Genomic DNA, 17,126 nt, shown 5'->3' with positions numbered 1-17,126 from the left:
GTGTACGTTCCCCTTAGTATGTCCGGACTTTCGGCTGGAAGGTTTCGACAGTTTTCGGCGCGAAGTTAACATCACGCTTGCCAATACGCTTATCCAGCGGGAAGTAGAGAGAATGCTTCAGCCAATTTTCGTCATCACGCTCGGTGAAATCGTTACGGGCATGAGCACCACGGCTCTCTTTACGCTCGTTTGCCGCAATGGCCGTTGCCTGAGCCACCTCAAAAAGGTTGTCCAGCTCAAGCGCTTCAATACGGGCAGTATTGAATGCATTGCTTGTGTCGGTCAGCTTGGTGTTACGAACGCGCTCACCGATCGCCGCGAGCTTCTTCAAGCCCTCTTCCATGCTCTTGCCGTCACGGAACACACCAAAATAGAGCTGCATGCAATTCTGAAGATCCTTACGAACCTCAGCAACGCTCTCACCTTCAGAAACACTGTTCAGGCGATCCAGACGAGCCATTGCACGCTTAATGTCTGCGTCGGTTGCGTCGTCAGTTTCGAAACCGCCGCGCAACTGCTCTTCAATGTGCAGGCCTGCCGCACGACCAAAAACAACCAGATCGAGTAGCGAGTTACCACCCAGGCGGTTTGCACCGTGGACGGAAACACAGGCTGCCTCACCGCAGGCAAACAGACCCGGGATCGGCTGATCGTTACCGTTTTCGTCCTGCGTCAGCGCCTGGCCACCTACGTTTGTAGGAACACCACCCATCATGTAGTGACAGGTAGGAACAACCGGAACCGGCTCTTTTACGGGATCTACGTGAGCAAATGTACGGGACAACTCACAGATACCCGGCAGTCGCAGGTTCAGGGTTTCTTCGCCCAGGTGATCCAGCTTCAACAACACGTGATCCTTATCGGGACCGCAACCGCGACCCTCAAGGATCTCAATAACCATGGAGCGCGCCACAACATCACGGCCCGCAAGGTCTTTCGCGTTCGGAGCGTAGCGCTCCATAAACCGCTCGCCTTCAGAGTTGATCAGGTAGCCACCCTCACCCCGGCAACCTTCGGTTACCAGCGTACCGGCACCGTAGATTCCAGTTGGGTGGAACTGCCACATTTCCATGTCCTGCATCGGGAATCCCGCACGCAGCGCCATGCCAACGCCATCGCCAGTGTTAATCAGCGCGTTGGTAGTAGAGGCATAGATACGACCGGCGCCACCGGTCGCCAGAACCGTCGCCTTGGACTTGATGTAAGCCACTTCGCCGGTTTCAATTTCAATGGCAACAACACCAACAACTTCGTTCTTGCTGTTTTTCACCAGATCAACGGCATACCATTCGTTCAGGAAGGTAGTACCGCCCTTCAGGTTCGCCTGATACAGCGTGTGCAACAGCGCGTGGCCGGTACGGTCAGCGGCTGCGCAAGTGCGTGCGGCCTGAGTCGGGTTATCCGGCCCTTTGGACTGACCACCAAATGGACGCTGATAGATGCGACCCTGCTCAGTTCGGGAGAAAGGCAACCCCATGTGCTCAAGTTCGAAAACAGCCTGCGGCCCTACGGAACACATGTACTCAACTGCATCCTGGTCAGCAATGTAATCAGACCCTTTAACGGTGTCATACATGTGCCAGCGCCAGTCATCATTGGGGTCTGCACTTGCAATCGCGCAGGTAATGCCACCCTGGGCAGAAACCGTGTGCGAACGGGTTGGAAACACTTTAGTGATACACGCAGTTTTGACGCCTGACTCGGTCAACTGCAGGGCCGCTCGCATGCCGGCACCGCCGCCGCCGATTACAATTGCGTCGTAAGAGATAGTCTTAATATTAGACATCGATCAAAGCCCCCAAATAATCTGGATTCCCCAGACCACATACACAAAACCAACCAGGATGAATGCGGCTTGAAACAGAAAGCGCGGCATTGCTGATTTGATATAGTCGGTAGATACCGTCCAAAGCCCAACCCACGCGTGAGCGCCGATTGAAAGCAGAGCCAGCAATGAAAAGATCTTGAACCAGGTTTGATCAAACAGAGCCGACCAGGACTGGTAATCCACATCGGTTGCCACAAAGAAACCAATCAAAAACAGTGTATAAAAGGCCAGGACGTACGCAGAAACCCGCTGGATAATCCAATCCTGGATACCGTTACGGCCAATGTTGGTCACACTATTCATGCCCATACGAAAACTCCTGCCAGAACGATAAGGATAACGGATACTGCAATCGTAATTTTTGCAGCTGCTCGCCCGCTTTCCAGCTCTTCACCAATGCCCATATCCATCAGCAGGTGCTTGATACCCGCAACAAGGTGATAAAGCAGAGCAGATAGAATGCCCCAGGTGATCAGCTTGGCAAGGAAGCTGTTCAGCAGTTCACTGACCTGACTGAAGCCTTCTTCCCCTGAAAGGGAAAGCTGAAGCCCGTAGAGCATGAACGCAACACCAACAAAAATGATGATGCCGCTGATGCGGTGCAATATGGACGTAATGGCTGGCAGCGGAAAATGAAACGTGCCGAGATCGAGATTTACTGGTCGTTTGCTATTCACAGCGCTCTCACACTCTCTTTTGGTGCCGCGGAACCGGCAAGCCGGCGGCGGTTAGTTGGTATGTAACGATCGAATGTTGAATACGATATCGACAGACGATTGGTTCAGGAGGGTGAACACCAACAAGGTAGCTTGCTACGCACAAACGCCCATGAAGATGGATCCCCAATTCCGGGCTAGGGATTATAAGGAGGCGCCCGTATAATTACAAACGCGCAACACGCGCCGAAGCCGCGCGAGGACTGTAACAGAGCAAGCTATTAAGCGTATTGACAAATGCTTTTTTCCATCCGGGGCCGCATTATTCGTGATATCCCTGATTTACAATGAAGGGCTTATCGCGATGTTTCCGTACTCTTTCATTGACAAAAAAAGCCTACGCCCTATATTTTGCCGCCAGTTTTGCGATAATACGCGCCTTCTCGCGCAACTATAAAGACAGCTAGCACTGTCAAAGCTGATAAACAGGAGAGCACTATGACCGACAGGAAAGCCACGCTCTCGGTGGGGAATGAGTCCATTGAGCTACCGATTTATTCCGGCACCGTTGGACCTGACGTTATCGACGTTAGAGGTTTAGTCCAGAATGGCGTTTTCACTTACGACCCGGGCTTTGTCTCTACGGCCGCCTGTGAGTCGGCTATCACCTACATTGATGGTGACGAAGGCGTTCTACTGCACCGAGGTTATCCAATCGAGCAGCTCGCAGAGCATTCAGACTACCTTGAAGTCTGTTACCTGCTACTGAAAGGCGAACTGCCAACAGCTGAACAGAACAAGCTGTTCCACGACACCATCAAAAACCACACCATGCTGCACGACCAGATGCGCAATTTCTTCCACGGCTTCCGCCGGGACGCGCACCCTATGGCAATCATGTGTGGAGTTGTCGGGGCACTTTCCGCGTTTTATCACGATCAGATGGACGTTACCAACGAACATCAGCGCGACATTACGGCCCATCGCCTCATCGCCAAAATGCCAACAATTGCGGCCTGGTGCTACAAATACAGCATCGGCCAACCTTTCGTTTATCCACGAAACGATTTGTCATACTCAGAGAACTTCCTGCAGATGATGTTTGGCGTGCCCTGCGAGACTTATAAGGCAAACCCGATTCTCGCAAAAGCCATGGACAAGATTTTTATTCTCCATGCGGACCACGAACAGAACGCCTCCACATCTACTGTGCGACTGGCAGGCTCCTCTGGCGCCAACCCGTACGCCTGCATCGCTTCTGGCATTGCGGCACTCTGGGGCCCTGCACACGGCGGCGCTAACGAGGCTGTCCTGGACATGCTTGCGGAAATTGGCGACGTATCCAACATCGATGCGTTCATTGCCAGAGCTAAAGACAAAGATGATCCTTTCCGCCTGATGGGCTTTGGTCACCGGGTTTACAAAAACTTTGACCCGCGCGCCAAGGTTATGGCCGAAACTGCCCATGAAGTCTTGAGCGAACTTGGACTGGAAAATGACCCTCTCCTGAAAATCGCTCAGCGTCTTGAGCAGATCGCCCTTGAAGACGAATACTTCGTCAAGCGTAAGCTTTACCCGAACGTAGACTTCTACTCAGGTATCATTCTCAAAGCTATCGGGATCCCGACATCCATGTTTACGGTAATCTTTGCCATGGCACGGACGATCGGCTGGTTCTCCCACTGGAACGAAATGGTCAGCGGTGATTACCGCATTGGCCGTCCGCGCCAGCTGTACACTGGCTCTCCAGCAAGGGATTACCCTAAAAAGTAACCCTGAACTGCACTGGATAAAAAAAGGCCGCTGAATCAGCGGCCTTTTTTTATGGGTTTGATCGCCACCCTTTATCGCGGTTAACTTGTCCTTGTCTGTGCTAATTTAACCGCCATAACTCTACAAGGAGAAAGCAATGACAACCGCAACCTTTATAGGTCTTGGCGTTATGGGCTACCCCATGGCCGGCCACTTGGCAAAAGCCGGCATTACGGTTAGGGTATGGAATCGCTCCACGGAAAAATCGATACAGTGGGCCAAAGACTATCCCGGAACCGCCTGCGAGACCATCAAAGAAGCCGTCCTAGACGCTGATTTTGTAATGACCTGCGTAGGTGCCGACAGGGACCTGATTGCGGTTTACGAGGGTGAAGATGGCATTCTGGCACATGCAAAACATGGTGCGGTGCTGGTGGATCACACCACCGCTTCTGCCGGCGTAGCTGAGAACCTCTCCAAGGCTGCCCGCAAGGTCGGTATGGGTTTTATCGACGCACCGGTCTCCGGAGGCCAACAAGGCGCCCAGAACGGACAGCTTACGATCATGTGCGGCGGATCAGAGGAAGACTACTCGAAAGCCCAACCGCTATTGCAGATCTATGCCAGAGCATTGAACCTCATGGGCCCCGCTGGAAGTGGCCAGAAGACAAAAATGGTCAATCAGATTGCCATCGCAGGCTTGGTGCAAGGCCTCTCAGAAGCTCTGCATTTTGCCGAACAGGCAAATCTCGATGTGAAAAAAGTTGTGGACGTCATTTCCAAGGGCGCAGCTCAGTCCTGGCAGATGGAAAACCGATCAGGAACCATGATTGATGGTAAATTTGATCATGGATTTGCCGTTGACTGGATGCGCAAAGACTTGGGCATATGCCTCGATGAAGCACGCAAGGTAAATGCCTCGCTACCAGTTACAGCACTGGTAGACCAGTTTTATGGCGACGTTCAGGAAATGGGCGGCAACCGCTGGGATACGTCTTCGCTGATTCAGAGACTACGGAAGTTCAGATAAGCCAGGAAAAAACCCAGCTAAGCGAAAAAGAGGCCAGAGCTTGCGCTCTGACCTCTTTTCTTATTCGCCTGACCAGCCATTACTACTTCTCGCGCGGCTGCCATTTTCCATTAACATACCATGCGGACCAACCGGTCGCCTTACCGTCTTTTTCCGTCATCACATACTGCTCTTTGGTTTTTCGGCTATACCGGATGACCGTCGGGTTACCCTCAGGGTCACGCTCCGGAGCCTCCATCAAGTAATCGTGCTTCGGATCGATTTCCTTCCGGTGCGGCTTAATCTCCATGACCAGTGGTGGCCGAGTCTCGCGGTTTTTCGGGAACTTGCTGGCCGCCAAAAACATTCCTGATGCACCATCACGCAACACATAGGTGTCGTCGACTTTCTGGCATTGCAATTCAGGCATCGGCACTGGATCCATTTTGGGTGGCGCCGGCTCCCCGCTTTTCAGCAGTTTGCGGGTATTCTTACAAGTATCACTCATGCAACCGAAGTACTTGCCAAATCGGCCTGTTTTCAGCTGCATTTCGGAGCCACACTTATCGCATTCCAGCGTGGGGCCATCGTAGCCTTTAATCCGGAATGTACCCTCTTCCACTTCGTACCCGGCACAGTCCGGATTATTACCGCACACATGGAGTTTTCGGGTTTCATCTACCAAATAGCTGTCCATGGCCGTTGCGCAGATCGGGCAGCGACGCTTTTTACGCAACAGCCGGGTTTCACCCTCACCCTCAACATCGTCATCCGCGCTAACCACTTCATCACCAGACACCAGGTTGATGGTGGTTTTGCAGCGTTCTTTAGGTGGCAGTGAATAACCAGAGCACCCCAGGAACACACCCGTACTGGCGACACGAATCTGCATGTTACGAGCACAGGTTGGGCAGGGAATATTGGTTTCGGTTGGATCGTTCGGGCGCATACCGCCCTCACCATCAGCTGTCTCCGCAGATTCCAGCTGCTGACGGAAATTGGCATAGAAGTCGTTAAGAACCTTCTTCCATTCCACATCACCCAAGGCAATGCGGTCCAGATCACCTTCCATCTTGGCTGTAAAATCGAAGTCCATCAGATTGGAAAACGATTCGCACAGGCGATCTGTGACAATCTCACCCATCTTCTCCGCGTAGAAGCGACGGTTCTGCAAGCGCACGTAACCGCGATCCTGAATGGTCGATATAATCGACGCATAGGTGGATGGCCGTCCAATCCCCTGCTTTTCGAGCTCTTTAACCAAGCTGGCTTCCGTATACCTAGGCGCTGGCTTGGTAAAGTGCTGGCTTGGCTCAAGCTTTTCGAGACTCAAAGCCTCACCTACCTTGATGTCGGGCAGGGCAACGTCTTCTTCTTTCTTGGCCGACTGAGGAGCAACCTTCAGAAAGCCCTCAAATTTGATGATGCGGCCACGGGTGCGCAGCTCGTAACTGCCATTGGCAACAACAATAGACGTGCTAAGAAATTCTGCTTCAGCCATCTGGCAGGCAACGAACTGTCGCCAGATAAGCTCATAGAGCTTCTCCGCGTCTTTTTCCAAACCACTGATAGCGGCTGCCTTACGAGAGACCTCTGTAGGACGAATAGCCTCGTGTGCTTCCTGGGCCCCTTCTTTACTGCCATATACCTTAGGCTTCTCTGGCAGATAACGATCACCGAACTGCTCCTTGATAAAATCACGGCAGCTGTCGATTGCATCCTGGCTAAGGTTGGTGGAATCGGTACGCATGTATGTGATGTAACCGGCCTCATAGAGGCGCTGCGCCAGCATCATGGTTTTCTTGACACTGAACCCAAGGCGATTACTTGCAGCCTGCTGTAGCGTTGAGGTAATGAAAGGCGCTCCGGGCCGAGACCTGGTTGGTTTGTCTTCCCGCTTGGCCACCTCAAAGGCGCCAGCTTTCAGGCGCTCTACATGTTCATTACTCTGCTGTTCGTTAACCGGGCGGTACGGCTTGTCATTGTAGCGAGTGACTTCAAACCGCACAGGTTGTTCGCTGGCCTTTGCACCCAGTCCGGCAAACATCTGCCAGTATTCCTCAGGCACGAACACACGAATGTCTCGCTCACGCTCTGCAATCAAACGCACCGCAACCGATTGAACACGGCCAGCCGACAAGCCACGGGCAAGCTTGGCCCAAAGCAGCGGCGACACCATGTAGCCCACGACCCGATCAAGAAAGCGTCGAGCTTGCTGCGCATTAACCTGATTGGTATCCAGGCTGCCCGGATTCTCGAACGCTCCCTGAATCGCGCGCTTGGTAATTTCGTTAAACACAACGCGGCGATACTTTTCAGGCTCACCACCAATGGTCTGCTTAAGGTGCCACGCAATGGCCTCCCCTTCGCGGTCAAGATCCGTTGCGAGATAGATGTGGTCGGCATTTTTGGCAAGGCGCTTCAGCTCACTGACAACTTTTTCCTTGCCAGGAAGCACTTCATAGCGAGCGCTCCAGTCATTGTCCGGATCAACACCCATCCGGGCAACCAACTGCTCCCGCGCTTTGCGCTTTTTGTGTGCAACCTTGTCTTCCGGGCTGAGCTTGCGAGTGATCGCCGCCTGCCTGGCGCGCTCTTTCGGATCAGACTGGGATCCGCTGCCACTAACAGGGAGATCACGAATGTGCCCAACGCTGGACTTTACGATGAAGTCAGAGCCCAGGTACTTGTTGATGGTCTTCGCTTTCGCTGGTGACTCGACAATTACGAGACTTTTACCCATATCGGAGTTCTGTATCCTTTGCGATAAATCGGCCGGTAAACAAGCAGACCGTAAACTCGCTGTAAAATCAATCGGCTGGAAAAGCTATAGGAGCCGCCATTGTGTATAGGCTCACTGTTTTACAGGGTCAGGAATAGCAAGACAACCCATTCTTTGTTTCAGTCATGCATTTTTCAAGTTTCCGTGGCGCACTCTACAGATCCCCAGAAACAAGAAAAGCCCGGCACGAGCCGGGCCTTCCATGAAAGCGTTACTGCATCCGTCTAGCGGATTACAGGCGCTCCCAGACCGTCGCAATACCCTGACCCAAGCCGATGCACATGGTGGACACACCAAGTTTACCGCCTTTGGCCTGCATTACGTTCAGCAAGGTCGTAGAGATACGGGCACCTGAGCAGCCCAGCGGATGCCCGAGAGCAATCGCGCCACCGTTCAAGTTTACCTTCTCCTCCATAACACCCAGAAGTTTCAGGTCTTTCAGTACCGGCAAAGACTGACCAGCAAAGGCTTCGTTCAGTTCCCAAAAGTCGATATCTTCAACTTTCAGGCCCGCACGCTTGAGCGCCTTCTTGGTTGCTGGTACCGGGCCGTAACCCATGATTGCGGGATCACAGCCGGCAACGGCCATGCTGCGGATCTTCGCCATCGGCTTAAGGCCCAGCGCTTCTGCACGCTCTGCAGACATCAGTACCATTGCAGAGGCACCATCGGTCAGCTGAGAGGAAGTACCAGCCGTCACAGTACCGCTCTTCGGATCAAAAGCCGGCTTAAGCTGGCCCAGTGATTCAACCGTGGTCTGTGGACGAATGGTTTCATCATGCTCAATCAGCACCTTGAAGCCATTCTCATCGTGACCTTCAATAGGCACGATTTCGTTCTTGAAACGACCTTCAACGGTCGCTTCCTGGGCCAGACGATGTGAACGCGCACCGAACTCATCCTGCTGCTGACGAGTAATACCGTGCATTTTCGCCAGCATTTCTGCAGTCAGACCCATCATGTTCGAGGCCTTGGCAGTGTACTTGGAAGCAGCCGGGTTATGGTCGAAACCTTCCGTCATGGGTACGTGCCCCATGTGCTCTACACCACCAACCACAAACACATCGCCGTTGCCGGTCATGATGGCCTGAGCTGCCGTATGGATTGCACTCATTGCAGATCCACACAGGCGGTTCACCGTCTGGGCTGCAGACTCGTGAGGGATGCGGGTCAGCACGGAAATCTGCCGCGCCACGTTAAAGCCCTGTTCCTTGGTCTGGTTTACACAGCCCCAGATAACATCTTCAACTTCTTTTGGGTCGAGCTTCGGGTTGCGTTCGAAAAGCGCATCGATCAGCGTAGCCGAAAGGGTCTCCGCACGCACATGGCGGAAACAACCATTTTTGGCACGACCCATCGGAGTCCGCACGCAATCGACGACGACAACGTCTCTCGGATTAAGGCTCATAGATCTTTCTCCGTTCGGAAATCTCGTTCAGGGTTAACCAAAGAACTTTTCACCAGTTTTGGCCATTTCACGCAGCTTCTCGGTCGGATGATACAAAGCACCAAGATCTGCAAACTTGTCTGCCAGCTCAACGAACTTGTCTACACCCATATCATCGATGTAGCGCAGGGCACCACCACGGAACGGCGGGAAGCCGATACCGAAGATCAGACCCATATCCGCGTCAGCTGCATCTGCCACGATGCCATCTTCCAGGCAACGCACAGTTTCCAGACATAGCGGAATCATCATACGAGCAATGATATCTTCGTCGCTGAACTCGCCCTCACCCTGAACAACCGGCTTGAGCAGCTCGTAGGTCTCTTCATCGACAACCTTCTTCTGCTTACCTTTACGGTCCAGTTCGTATTTGTAGAAGCCCAGTTCGTTTTTCTGACCATAACGGTTGTTTTCAAACATCACGTCAATGGCCGTCTTTTCTGCATGCTTCATGCGATCCGGGAAGCCATCGGCCATCACTTCGCCAGCGTGCTTGCCGGTATCCATGCCAACAACGTCCAGCAGGTATGCTGGACCCATAGGCCAGCCGAACTTTTCCATTACTTTGTCTACGCGCTGGAAATCTGCACCGTCACGTACCAAGCCGACAAATCCACCGAAGTAAGGGAACAGAACACGGTTCACCAGGAAGCCTGGGCAATCGTTTACAACAATCGGGGTCTTACCCATCGCCTTGGCGTAGGCAACCGTTGTTGCAATAGCGCGATCGCTGGTCTTCTTACCGCGGATAACCTCAACCAGAGGCATCATGTGTACCGGGTTGAAGAAGTGCATACCGCAGAAATTTTCCGGACGCTTCAAGTTCTTGGCCAGAAGATCGATGGAAATGGTTGAAGTGTTCGACGTCAAAATGGCGTCGTCACGAACCATATCTTCTGCTTCACGCAGAACAGCATCTTTTACCTTCGGGTTTTCAACAACAGCTTCTACAACCAGATCTACGTTTTTAAAGTCACCGTAGTTGAGGGTCGGAGTAATGCTGTTGAGAACATCGGCCATTTTGCCTGCGTCCATGCGGCCTTTATCGACGCGCTTGGTTAGCAGCTTCTTGGCTTCATTCAGACCCAGGGTAATACCGGCCTGGTTAATGTCCTTCATGATGATCGGTGTGCCTTTCAGTGCTGACTGATAAGCAACGCCGCCACCCATGATTCCGGCACCCAGTACGGCAGCCAGTTTCACTTCAGACGCTTCTTTTTCCCAAGCTTTGGCTTTCTTTTTAAGTTCCTGATCATTCAGGAACAAGCCAACAAGGCAGGCCGCCACATTCGTCTTCGCCATTTTGGCAAAGCCTTTGGCTTCCACTTCAATCGCCTTGTCGCGGGTCATGCCAGCGTGCTTTTGCATCACCTTGATCGCTTCGACCGGTGCTGGGTAGTTCTTGCCCGCTTTGGCACCCACAAAGGCTTTGGAAATCTCGAACGCCATCATGCTTTCCATGGCATTGAGCTTGATCTTGCCTTTCTTCTCTTCGCGACGCGCTTCGTGGTCAAGCTTGCCTTCGTTGCACTGATTAATGATAGCAACAGCTGCTTCCACCAGCTGCGCCGGCTCAACAATTGCGTCAACAGCACCCGTTTTCAGAGCTACGTCGGCACGGTTTTCTGCACCGCCACAAATCCACTCAACAGCGTTATCCACACCTACCAGGCGGGATAGACGAACAGTGCCGCCGAAGCCCGGGAAGATACCCAGCTTTACTTCAGGCAGGCCTACTTTAGCCTTGGGAGCCATAACCCGATAATCGGTCGCCAGGCACATTTCAAAACCGCCGCCCAAAGCGATACCGTTAATTGCAGTCACAGTGGGGAAAGGAAGATCCTCTACCGCGCTGAAAATTGCATTGGCCTTCAGGTTGTTGGCAACCAGGTCTTCCTCGGAACCGGCAAACAGTTCAGTAAACTCTGTAATGTCGGCACCAACAATGAAACTGTCTTTGGAACTGGTTACTACCAGGCCCTTGAGTTTCTTCTGTGCTTTAAGTGCATCAGTCGCGGCGTGGAGCTCTTCAATGGTAAGACGGTTGAACTTGTTTACCGACTCGCCTTGCAAGTCGAAGTCCAACTGAGCGATCCCGCCTTCGATCTCTTTAACCGTGATGGCTTTACCTTCGTAAATCATCAACTGATCTCCAGTCTGTGTTTGGAACTGCTTCCAACTCTGGACAGCCTCTTTATCGAGATTGCCAAAGCTGTTTGATGCAGCGAGATTTCTGTCACTGCCCGATCAGACGACTAAAAATTCATACAGTCGTTTGAATCGTGAGGGCACACGATGTGAAAAAACAGCACGTTTGTCAATTTGTTTCTTTGTGATCGAACGCAACATGCAGCAATTACACCCGCGCCACGACATCAGATCCTTATGTATCAGTAGATTACAACCTAATGCATAGAAGGAGCTTGAACTTCATGACGCAAATTTCAAAGATATTTACAATTCCCCATTCCCGCGCCAGCAAAACTGCTTGATTGGCCGAGAAACTTACTTTACCTTCGTTCTACGACTTTGGTACACAATAATAAACGCTTTACGGAGAATCCGTCCGATGAAAACCACCCACCTGGGCGCTCGCGCCTCTCTGGTTGCTTCACTGTTTTTGTTCTTGCTCACATCTATGAACGTAAAGGCACAGGAGTCTGACGACTTCCTCGCCCAACTGCATAACTTCCGCGTGAGCAACTACGTGGCGCTTGATGCGTATTACCGGTTTATCGGATCTGGCAGCACCAACACTCTGAACGAGATCGTGGCCGGTATCAACTCAGCCAACGACGCCATGAACCTCGTTACAAACAATACAAGTGGCGGACTATCCAAAGAACAACTTGAAGAGCTCAACGGCCAATTCGATAAATTCAAAAGTCTGATGCGCGACAACATCAACGATGTGCGGACAACGGGTTATCCAGATTTACGTTTGGTGTCTGACATGGCTAATCAGGCACTGGAAATGAACAGCAAGGCAACCGAGCTTTACCAGATCGCCCAGGAAGGCTCCGCGAAACAAACAAGCCAGCGGGTTGAAGCAGCCAGAATGGGTGCGGTTGTCATTGCCCAAATGATGGCAAAGTACTCAGTTCGCACCAACTCGTCGGTTGCGCAAATCTTTCAAGGCTCCTCCCTGGAAACATCACTTGATGAGCAGGCCAAAGACTTTGACAAGCTGCTTGAAACAATGAGCACGGGTGAAAGTAACGCAGAGCTGAGCGGACTATTAAGCGACGTAAATGCAAAATGGCAGTTTATCCGCGGCTCTTACATCAACTACAACGAAAACAACGTAGGCTTTGTAATTGACCGGTACTCCAAGCGCATCCTCGAAAGCCTGACTTCGGTTATTTCGCTACTCCAGCAGAGCGCGTGAATACCACGAGAGCCCTTCCCCCAGTCGGGCTCGCGTACTATGCTGTAGCAAAGCCGATATAGAAGGAGTTAGGGATGTCTGCATACAATACAATGCTCGTTGCTATCGATCTTACCGAAGAAGCACCCCAGGTTCTGGAAAAAGCTAAAGCCATGAGCGTAGCTCACGGTGCCAACCTGGTTCTGGTACACGTTGTCGAGCCAGTGGGGTACGCGTATGGTGGAGATATCCCGATGGACCTGACCGAGCTTCAAACTCAGCTCGATAAAGCGGCCCGGGAACAGCTGGCTGCGTACGGTGAACAGTATGGCGTCGAAAAGACCAACCAGATTGTGACTGTGGGCCGACCGGAATCTGAGATACACCGGTTGGTTAAAGAGCAGGCTGCGGATCTTGTGATTGTGGGAAGCCACGGCAGGAAGGGCTTCCAGTTGCTACTCGGCTCAACTGCAAATGGCGTGTTGCATGGTACAGAGTGCGATGTTTTAGCGATCAGAATTCGCTAACTCATCTCGCAACACCCAGCCCTGGAAAAAAGCCTGAGGCAATACACTGCCCCAGGCTTTTTTATTAATCCCAAGCACTTGCCTTAACCAAGCGCCTGCTCTTCCAGTTCCATCCATCTCTCGATAACCTTCTCCAGCTTGAGCTCTTTCTGCTCCAGCTCTTCCAGAACCTCAGCAACGTCTTCAGCTGTACCTGAATAAAAATCGGCTGAAGCGATACGCGCCTGAATGCTCGCTACATCCTGCTCCAAAGCTTCTATTTGCCCTGGCAACTGTTCAAGTTCGAGCTTCAACTTATAACTCAGTTTAACCGGCTTAGGCTTGCTGACACCGGCATCATTCGAGCTTTCTGCAGCCTGCTCACCCTTGGCTGGCGAATCACCATTTTTCTTGCCACCCGTTTGCTTACCTGACTTTGCCGCCTTGTCGTGCCGATCGGGGCGTGCGCCCGTTTCCTCAGCCGGGAAACATCCTCCCTGCCGACGCCAGTCGCTATAACCACCTACGTATTCTCGCACCCGCCCAGAACCGTCCAGGAAAACCGTTTCCGTTACAACGTTATCGAGAAACTCCCGGTCGTGGCTGATAACAATCACGGTGCCGGCAAATTCGGAAAGCTGCTCTTCCAGCAACTCCAGGGTTTCCACATCCAGATCGTTGGTTGGCTCATCCAGTACCAGAATGTTTGCTGGTTTGCTGAACAGTTTTGCTAACAACAACCTTGCACGTTCACCCCCGGAGAATACCCGAACAGGCGATCTGGCCCGCTCCGGCGTAAACAGGAACTCCTGCAAATACCCAAGCACATGCTTGCTCTGGCCGTTGATATCAATAAATTCCCGGCCTTCCGACAAGTTGTCGAGTGCGTTCGAGTTAAGGTCGAGCTCACCACGAAGCTGATCAAAATAGGCCACCTGGAGGTTAGTACCCAAGCGGATCGTGCCTTCAGTCGGCTTCAGGTCGCCCAACAACAAACGCACCAGCGTTGTTTTACCCGTTCCGTTCTCACCCACAAGGCCAATTTTATCGCCCCGGAGCACAGTAAGACTCATATCTCGAATAATGGCTGTCCCGTCAGGGTATGCAAAGCCGGCATCAACTGTCTCTACTACCAGCTTGCCCGAGCGCGCAGCATCTTCCACAGCGAAGCTCGCTGTACCACCACGAACTCTGCGCTGCCGGTGCTCTTCGCGCATCGCTTTCAGGGCCCTTACCCTACCCATGTTGCGGGTGCGGCGAGCTTTAATGCCTTGACGAATCCACGTCTCTTCCTGTTTCAGCCGCTTGTCGAAAAGCGCATTTTCCCGCTCTTCCTCCTCAAGCGCTTTCTCTTTCAGATCAAGATATCGGTCATAAGAGGCAGCAAAGCTGATCAACTTCCCGCGATCCAACTCTACGACTCGGGTAGCCATGCGCCTGATAAAAGCCCGGTCGTGGCTCACAAACAGCATGGCGCCACGAAATGCACCAAGCGCTTCCTCAAGCCAAGCGATGGCTGGCACATCAAGATGGTTGGTGGGCTCGTCCAACAAAAGAATATCCGGCTCTCCAACGAGCGCTTTAGCTAACAACACCCGACGCTGCCACCCTCCGGAGAGGGTATTCAACCGCTGGTCCGGATCTATGCCATATTGCGCCAAAATGGCCGTAACCTTTTGATCGAGCCGCCACCCGTCAAGAGCTTCAATGCGCTCCTGAACCTTCATCATGCGATCGAGACTGGATTCGTCTGCGCTTTGGGTAAGCGTGTGAAACTCCGCCAGAAGTTGGCCTGCTTCCGGGAAGGCGCCAGACACTACTTCGTACGCCGTTCTGGTATCGTCTGAGGGAAGGTTCTGGGGCAGGACCGCCAACACGGCGCCATCCTCAAGGCGCACCTTGCCGCCATCCGGAATAACATCACCGCAGACGATCTTTAGCAGCGTGGACTTACCCTCGCCATTCCTTCCCAACAAACATACCCGTTCGCCAGCTTCAATATTCAGCGAAGCCTGATCAAGCAGCGGGTGCATTCCGAAGGCCAGGGAAATCGAGTCCAGTGTTAACAGTGGCACGTTGTTTTCTACTCCGATTCAATAACAGTGACGGAATCATCCACATGGATTATTCCGGGGGATTCGTGAATGGCATTTTGGCCGAAAATAACACCGTCTGGCGTCCTGCGGTATCCAGAGAGCGCTCTCAAAGGCTGCAGGCCGGGATCTTTCAACCCGGTATCCGGATCAACGGTGGTCAGCACACAACGGGAACTTGGCTTCACAACATTGAAGCTTTGTTCTCCTACCAAAAGCTTGCGCCAGTGGTCTTCCTGCCAGGGTGCCATGCCCCCTATAACGATGTTGGGCCGGAACCTGCGCATATCCACAGGCGCCTCGAGTCGCCCGTTAAGCTCACTTAAAGAGGCCAGATTGGTGATCAAAAAAGGAAAGCCATCCGCAAAGCCTACTCGACGATATTCACTTACATGCCCGGCATCAACCCGCCGAAACGAAGAGTCCGGCATATAGACAAAGCGCAAGCGCCTACCGCAATAGCGACTTAGCGCCTCACTGGCGGCTGACCCACCCTCCAGAGCTTTAACCCAGTCGCGCCAGACCAGCACTCGTAACTCCCGGTCAGTCTGCTGCAACAAGAAATCGCCCTCACCTGGCACGTGAATGCTGACGGAGCCCCCATGTAGAGAGGTTGACACCCTGGCCAACTCAGGAAGCTCTCTCTGGGTAACAAACCGGCGCTCCTCATCAACAATCATCCATCGCCGGTCACCTTTAGGGCCGAAGTCGTCCATTTCAAAACAGGAAACCTCGATGCCAGTGAGCGACTTCACCGGGTAAACATGGAGTGAATGAACTTTCAAGGCGCGTCTCCAGAGCAGGAATCAAATGTGGGGAGGCGGGCAGTATAACCAAAAACAAAAAACCCGACCTCTTTCGAGGTCGGGTTTCTGGAATTTGGAGCGGGAAACGAGATTCGAACTCGCGACCCCGACCTTGGCAAGGTCGTGCTCTACCAACTGAGCTATTCCCGCAATGTTGACCAGCTTGCGCTAACAACGGATGTGTATTCTACGCATCCCGCCCCTTTCGTCAACCTCCTTTGCAAACTTTTTTATTGCCCAAATCGATTGGCGGTGCCCAGATAGTCCTTCTCCGCGTCAGTCGAGGGTCGTCCAAGAGCCTTATTACGATGGGGAAACCGCCCAAAACACTCAATGATGTTGTGGTGATCCTGAGCTGACCGCAGAAAGCTTCTTAAAAAATCCTGCAACATCCCTGAGGTAGACGCGACCAACTGCTCATAACATTCAACCGACAACGCTTGATCATCAAGCCGCTCAGAGTGTTGTAGTGGCATATACATAAATGCACGCTGAATCGGTGGAAGCGCGACGTCACCTCCCCTGCGCATGGCCTCTTTGCAAAGCGCCCTTGCCTGCTTATCCTGCTCGAACGCAAGTGCCCCGCCCCGAAAAATATTTCTGGAAAACTGGTCAAGCAGAATAATTTCAGCTAACTGCCCACCAGGAATCTTACGCCAGTGATCCAGACCTTGCTCAGACGCGAACAGAACCATGGAAAGAAACCGACGGCGAATTTCCTGGTCGAACTTACGGCTTGAAAGAAACCAACGATTACGATGTTCGCTGTCGGGGAGTCCATTTTCATCTAATTCACCGAACCAGAAATCCAGAATCTCTTTCCAATCGAACATTAAAGAACACCCTGTTATCTTGACTGACGGGATCGACAGAGAATACC

Annotated in this window: 13 protein-coding genes and 1 tRNA gene; 4 read left to right on the top strand and 10 right to left on the bottom strand. The window is 52.5% G+C overall.

Translation table 11 applies throughout. From position 1 onward, the window contains the following. Nucleotides 1–13: 13 nt before the first annotated feature. From sdhA to sdhC, 3 genes are read right to left on the bottom strand one after another with little or no spacing between them, the layout of a single operon-like run. Nucleotides 14–1,786: a succinate dehydrogenase flavoprotein subunit gene (sdhA, locus tag RG807_RS07765; protein ID WP_309044380.1), complete on the bottom strand. Its 1,773-nt coding sequence runs from the start codon at nucleotides 1,784–1,786 to the stop codon at nucleotides 14–16. Nucleotides 1,787–1,789: 3 nt separating this feature from the next. Next, nucleotides 1,790–2,131, bottom strand: a complete 342-nt coding sequence (gene sdhD, locus RG807_RS07760; RefSeq protein ID WP_410804549.1) for a succinate dehydrogenase, hydrophobic membrane anchor protein — start codon at nucleotides 2,129–2,131, stop codon at nucleotides 1,790–1,792. After that, a complete protein-coding gene (sdhC, locus tag RG807_RS07755; RefSeq protein WP_200204961.1) occupies nucleotides 2,128–2,505 on the bottom strand; it encodes a succinate dehydrogenase, cytochrome b556 subunit in 378 nt (125 codons plus the stop codon). The genes sdhD and sdhC overlap by 4 nt, the downstream gene beginning before the upstream one ends. 477 nt (nucleotides 2,506–2,982) lie before the next feature. On the opposite strand from sdhC, the gene gltA reads away from it, so the two are divergent. After that, nucleotides 2,983–4,257, top strand: a complete 1,275-nt coding sequence (gene gltA / locus RG807_RS07750) for a citrate synthase (RefSeq protein WP_309044378.1) — start codon at nucleotides 2,983–2,985, stop codon at nucleotides 4,255–4,257. A 136-nt stretch (nucleotides 4,258–4,393) separates the two neighbouring features. Continuing rightward, nucleotides 4,394–5,266: an NAD(P)-dependent oxidoreductase gene (locus RG807_RS07745; RefSeq protein WP_309044377.1), complete on the top strand. Its 873-nt coding sequence runs from the start codon at nucleotides 4,394–4,396 to the stop codon at nucleotides 5,264–5,266. Between the two features lie 82 nt (nucleotides 5,267–5,348). Here RG807_RS07745 and topA read toward each other — a convergent pair whose 3' ends face one another. The 3 genes from topA to fadB all read right to left on the bottom strand — a co-directional run bounded on the left by topA (nucleotide 5,349) and on the right by fadB (nucleotide 11,616). After that, nucleotides 5,349–7,988 (bottom strand): type I DNA topoisomerase, encoded by a 2,640-nt coding sequence (gene topA / locus RG807_RS07740; RefSeq protein WP_309044376.1) that lies wholly within the window; start codon nucleotides 7,986–7,988, stop codon nucleotides 5,349–5,351. A gap of 271 nt (nucleotides 7,989–8,259) precedes the next feature. After that, nucleotides 8,260–9,435, bottom strand: coding sequence for an acetyl-CoA C-acyltransferase FadA (gene fadA, locus RG807_RS07735; protein ID WP_298446951.1), 1,176 nt, complete (start codon nucleotides 9,433–9,435; stop codon nucleotides 8,260–8,262). A gap of 33 nt (nucleotides 9,436–9,468) precedes the next feature. Beyond that, a complete protein-coding gene (fadB, locus tag RG807_RS07730) occupies nucleotides 9,469–11,616 on the bottom strand; it encodes a fatty acid oxidation complex subunit alpha FadB (protein WP_309044375.1) in 2,148 nt (715 codons plus the stop codon). A gap of 427 nt (nucleotides 11,617–12,043) precedes the next feature. Between fadB and RG807_RS07725 the strand changes: the two genes are divergently transcribed. Both RG807_RS07725 and RG807_RS07720 read left to right on the top strand, forming a co-directional pair. Next, entirely contained in the window at nucleotides 12,044–12,862 is an 819-nt protein-coding gene (locus RG807_RS07725; protein WP_309044374.1) for a hypothetical protein, read from the top strand. Nucleotides 12,863–12,936: 74 nt separating this feature from the next. Further along, nucleotides 12,937–13,368, top strand: a complete 432-nt coding sequence (locus tag RG807_RS07720; RefSeq protein WP_298446948.1) for a universal stress protein — start codon at nucleotides 12,937–12,939, stop codon at nucleotides 13,366–13,368. Between the two features lie 83 nt (nucleotides 13,369–13,451). On the opposite strand, the gene RG807_RS07715 is transcribed toward RG807_RS07720, so the two are convergent. From RG807_RS07715 to RG807_RS07700, 4 genes are all read right to left on the bottom strand, one after another. Beyond that, complete coding sequence (locus RG807_RS07715; protein WP_309044373.1) at nucleotides 13,452–15,422, bottom strand: ATP-binding cassette domain-containing protein; 1,971 nt, start codon at nucleotides 15,420–15,422, stop codon at nucleotides 13,452–13,454. A gap of 8 nt (nucleotides 15,423–15,430) precedes the next feature. After that, the gene (locus RG807_RS07710) at nucleotides 15,431–16,225 is read right to left on the bottom strand and encodes an MOSC domain-containing protein (protein WP_309044372.1); all 795 of its coding nucleotides are present in this window, start codon (nucleotides 16,223–16,225) and stop codon (nucleotides 15,431–15,433) included. 95 nt (nucleotides 16,226–16,320) lie between these two features. Next, nucleotides 16,321–16,396 (bottom strand) — tRNA-Gly (locus RG807_RS07705). 80 nt (nucleotides 16,397–16,476) lie between these two features. Beyond that, nucleotides 16,477–17,079: a DUF924 family protein gene (locus RG807_RS07700; protein ID WP_309044371.1), complete on the bottom strand. Its 603-nt coding sequence runs from the start codon at nucleotides 17,077–17,079 to the stop codon at nucleotides 16,477–16,479. Between the last annotated feature and the right edge of the window lie 47 nt (nucleotides 17,080–17,126).

The organism is Marinobacter sediminicola, assembly GCF_031157525.1.
In the GTDB taxonomy this organism is placed as follows: Bacteria; Pseudomonadota; Gammaproteobacteria; order Pseudomonadales; family Oleiphilaceae; genus Marinobacter; species Marinobacter sediminicola.
This window is presented reverse-complemented; position numbering and strand designations above follow the sequence as displayed.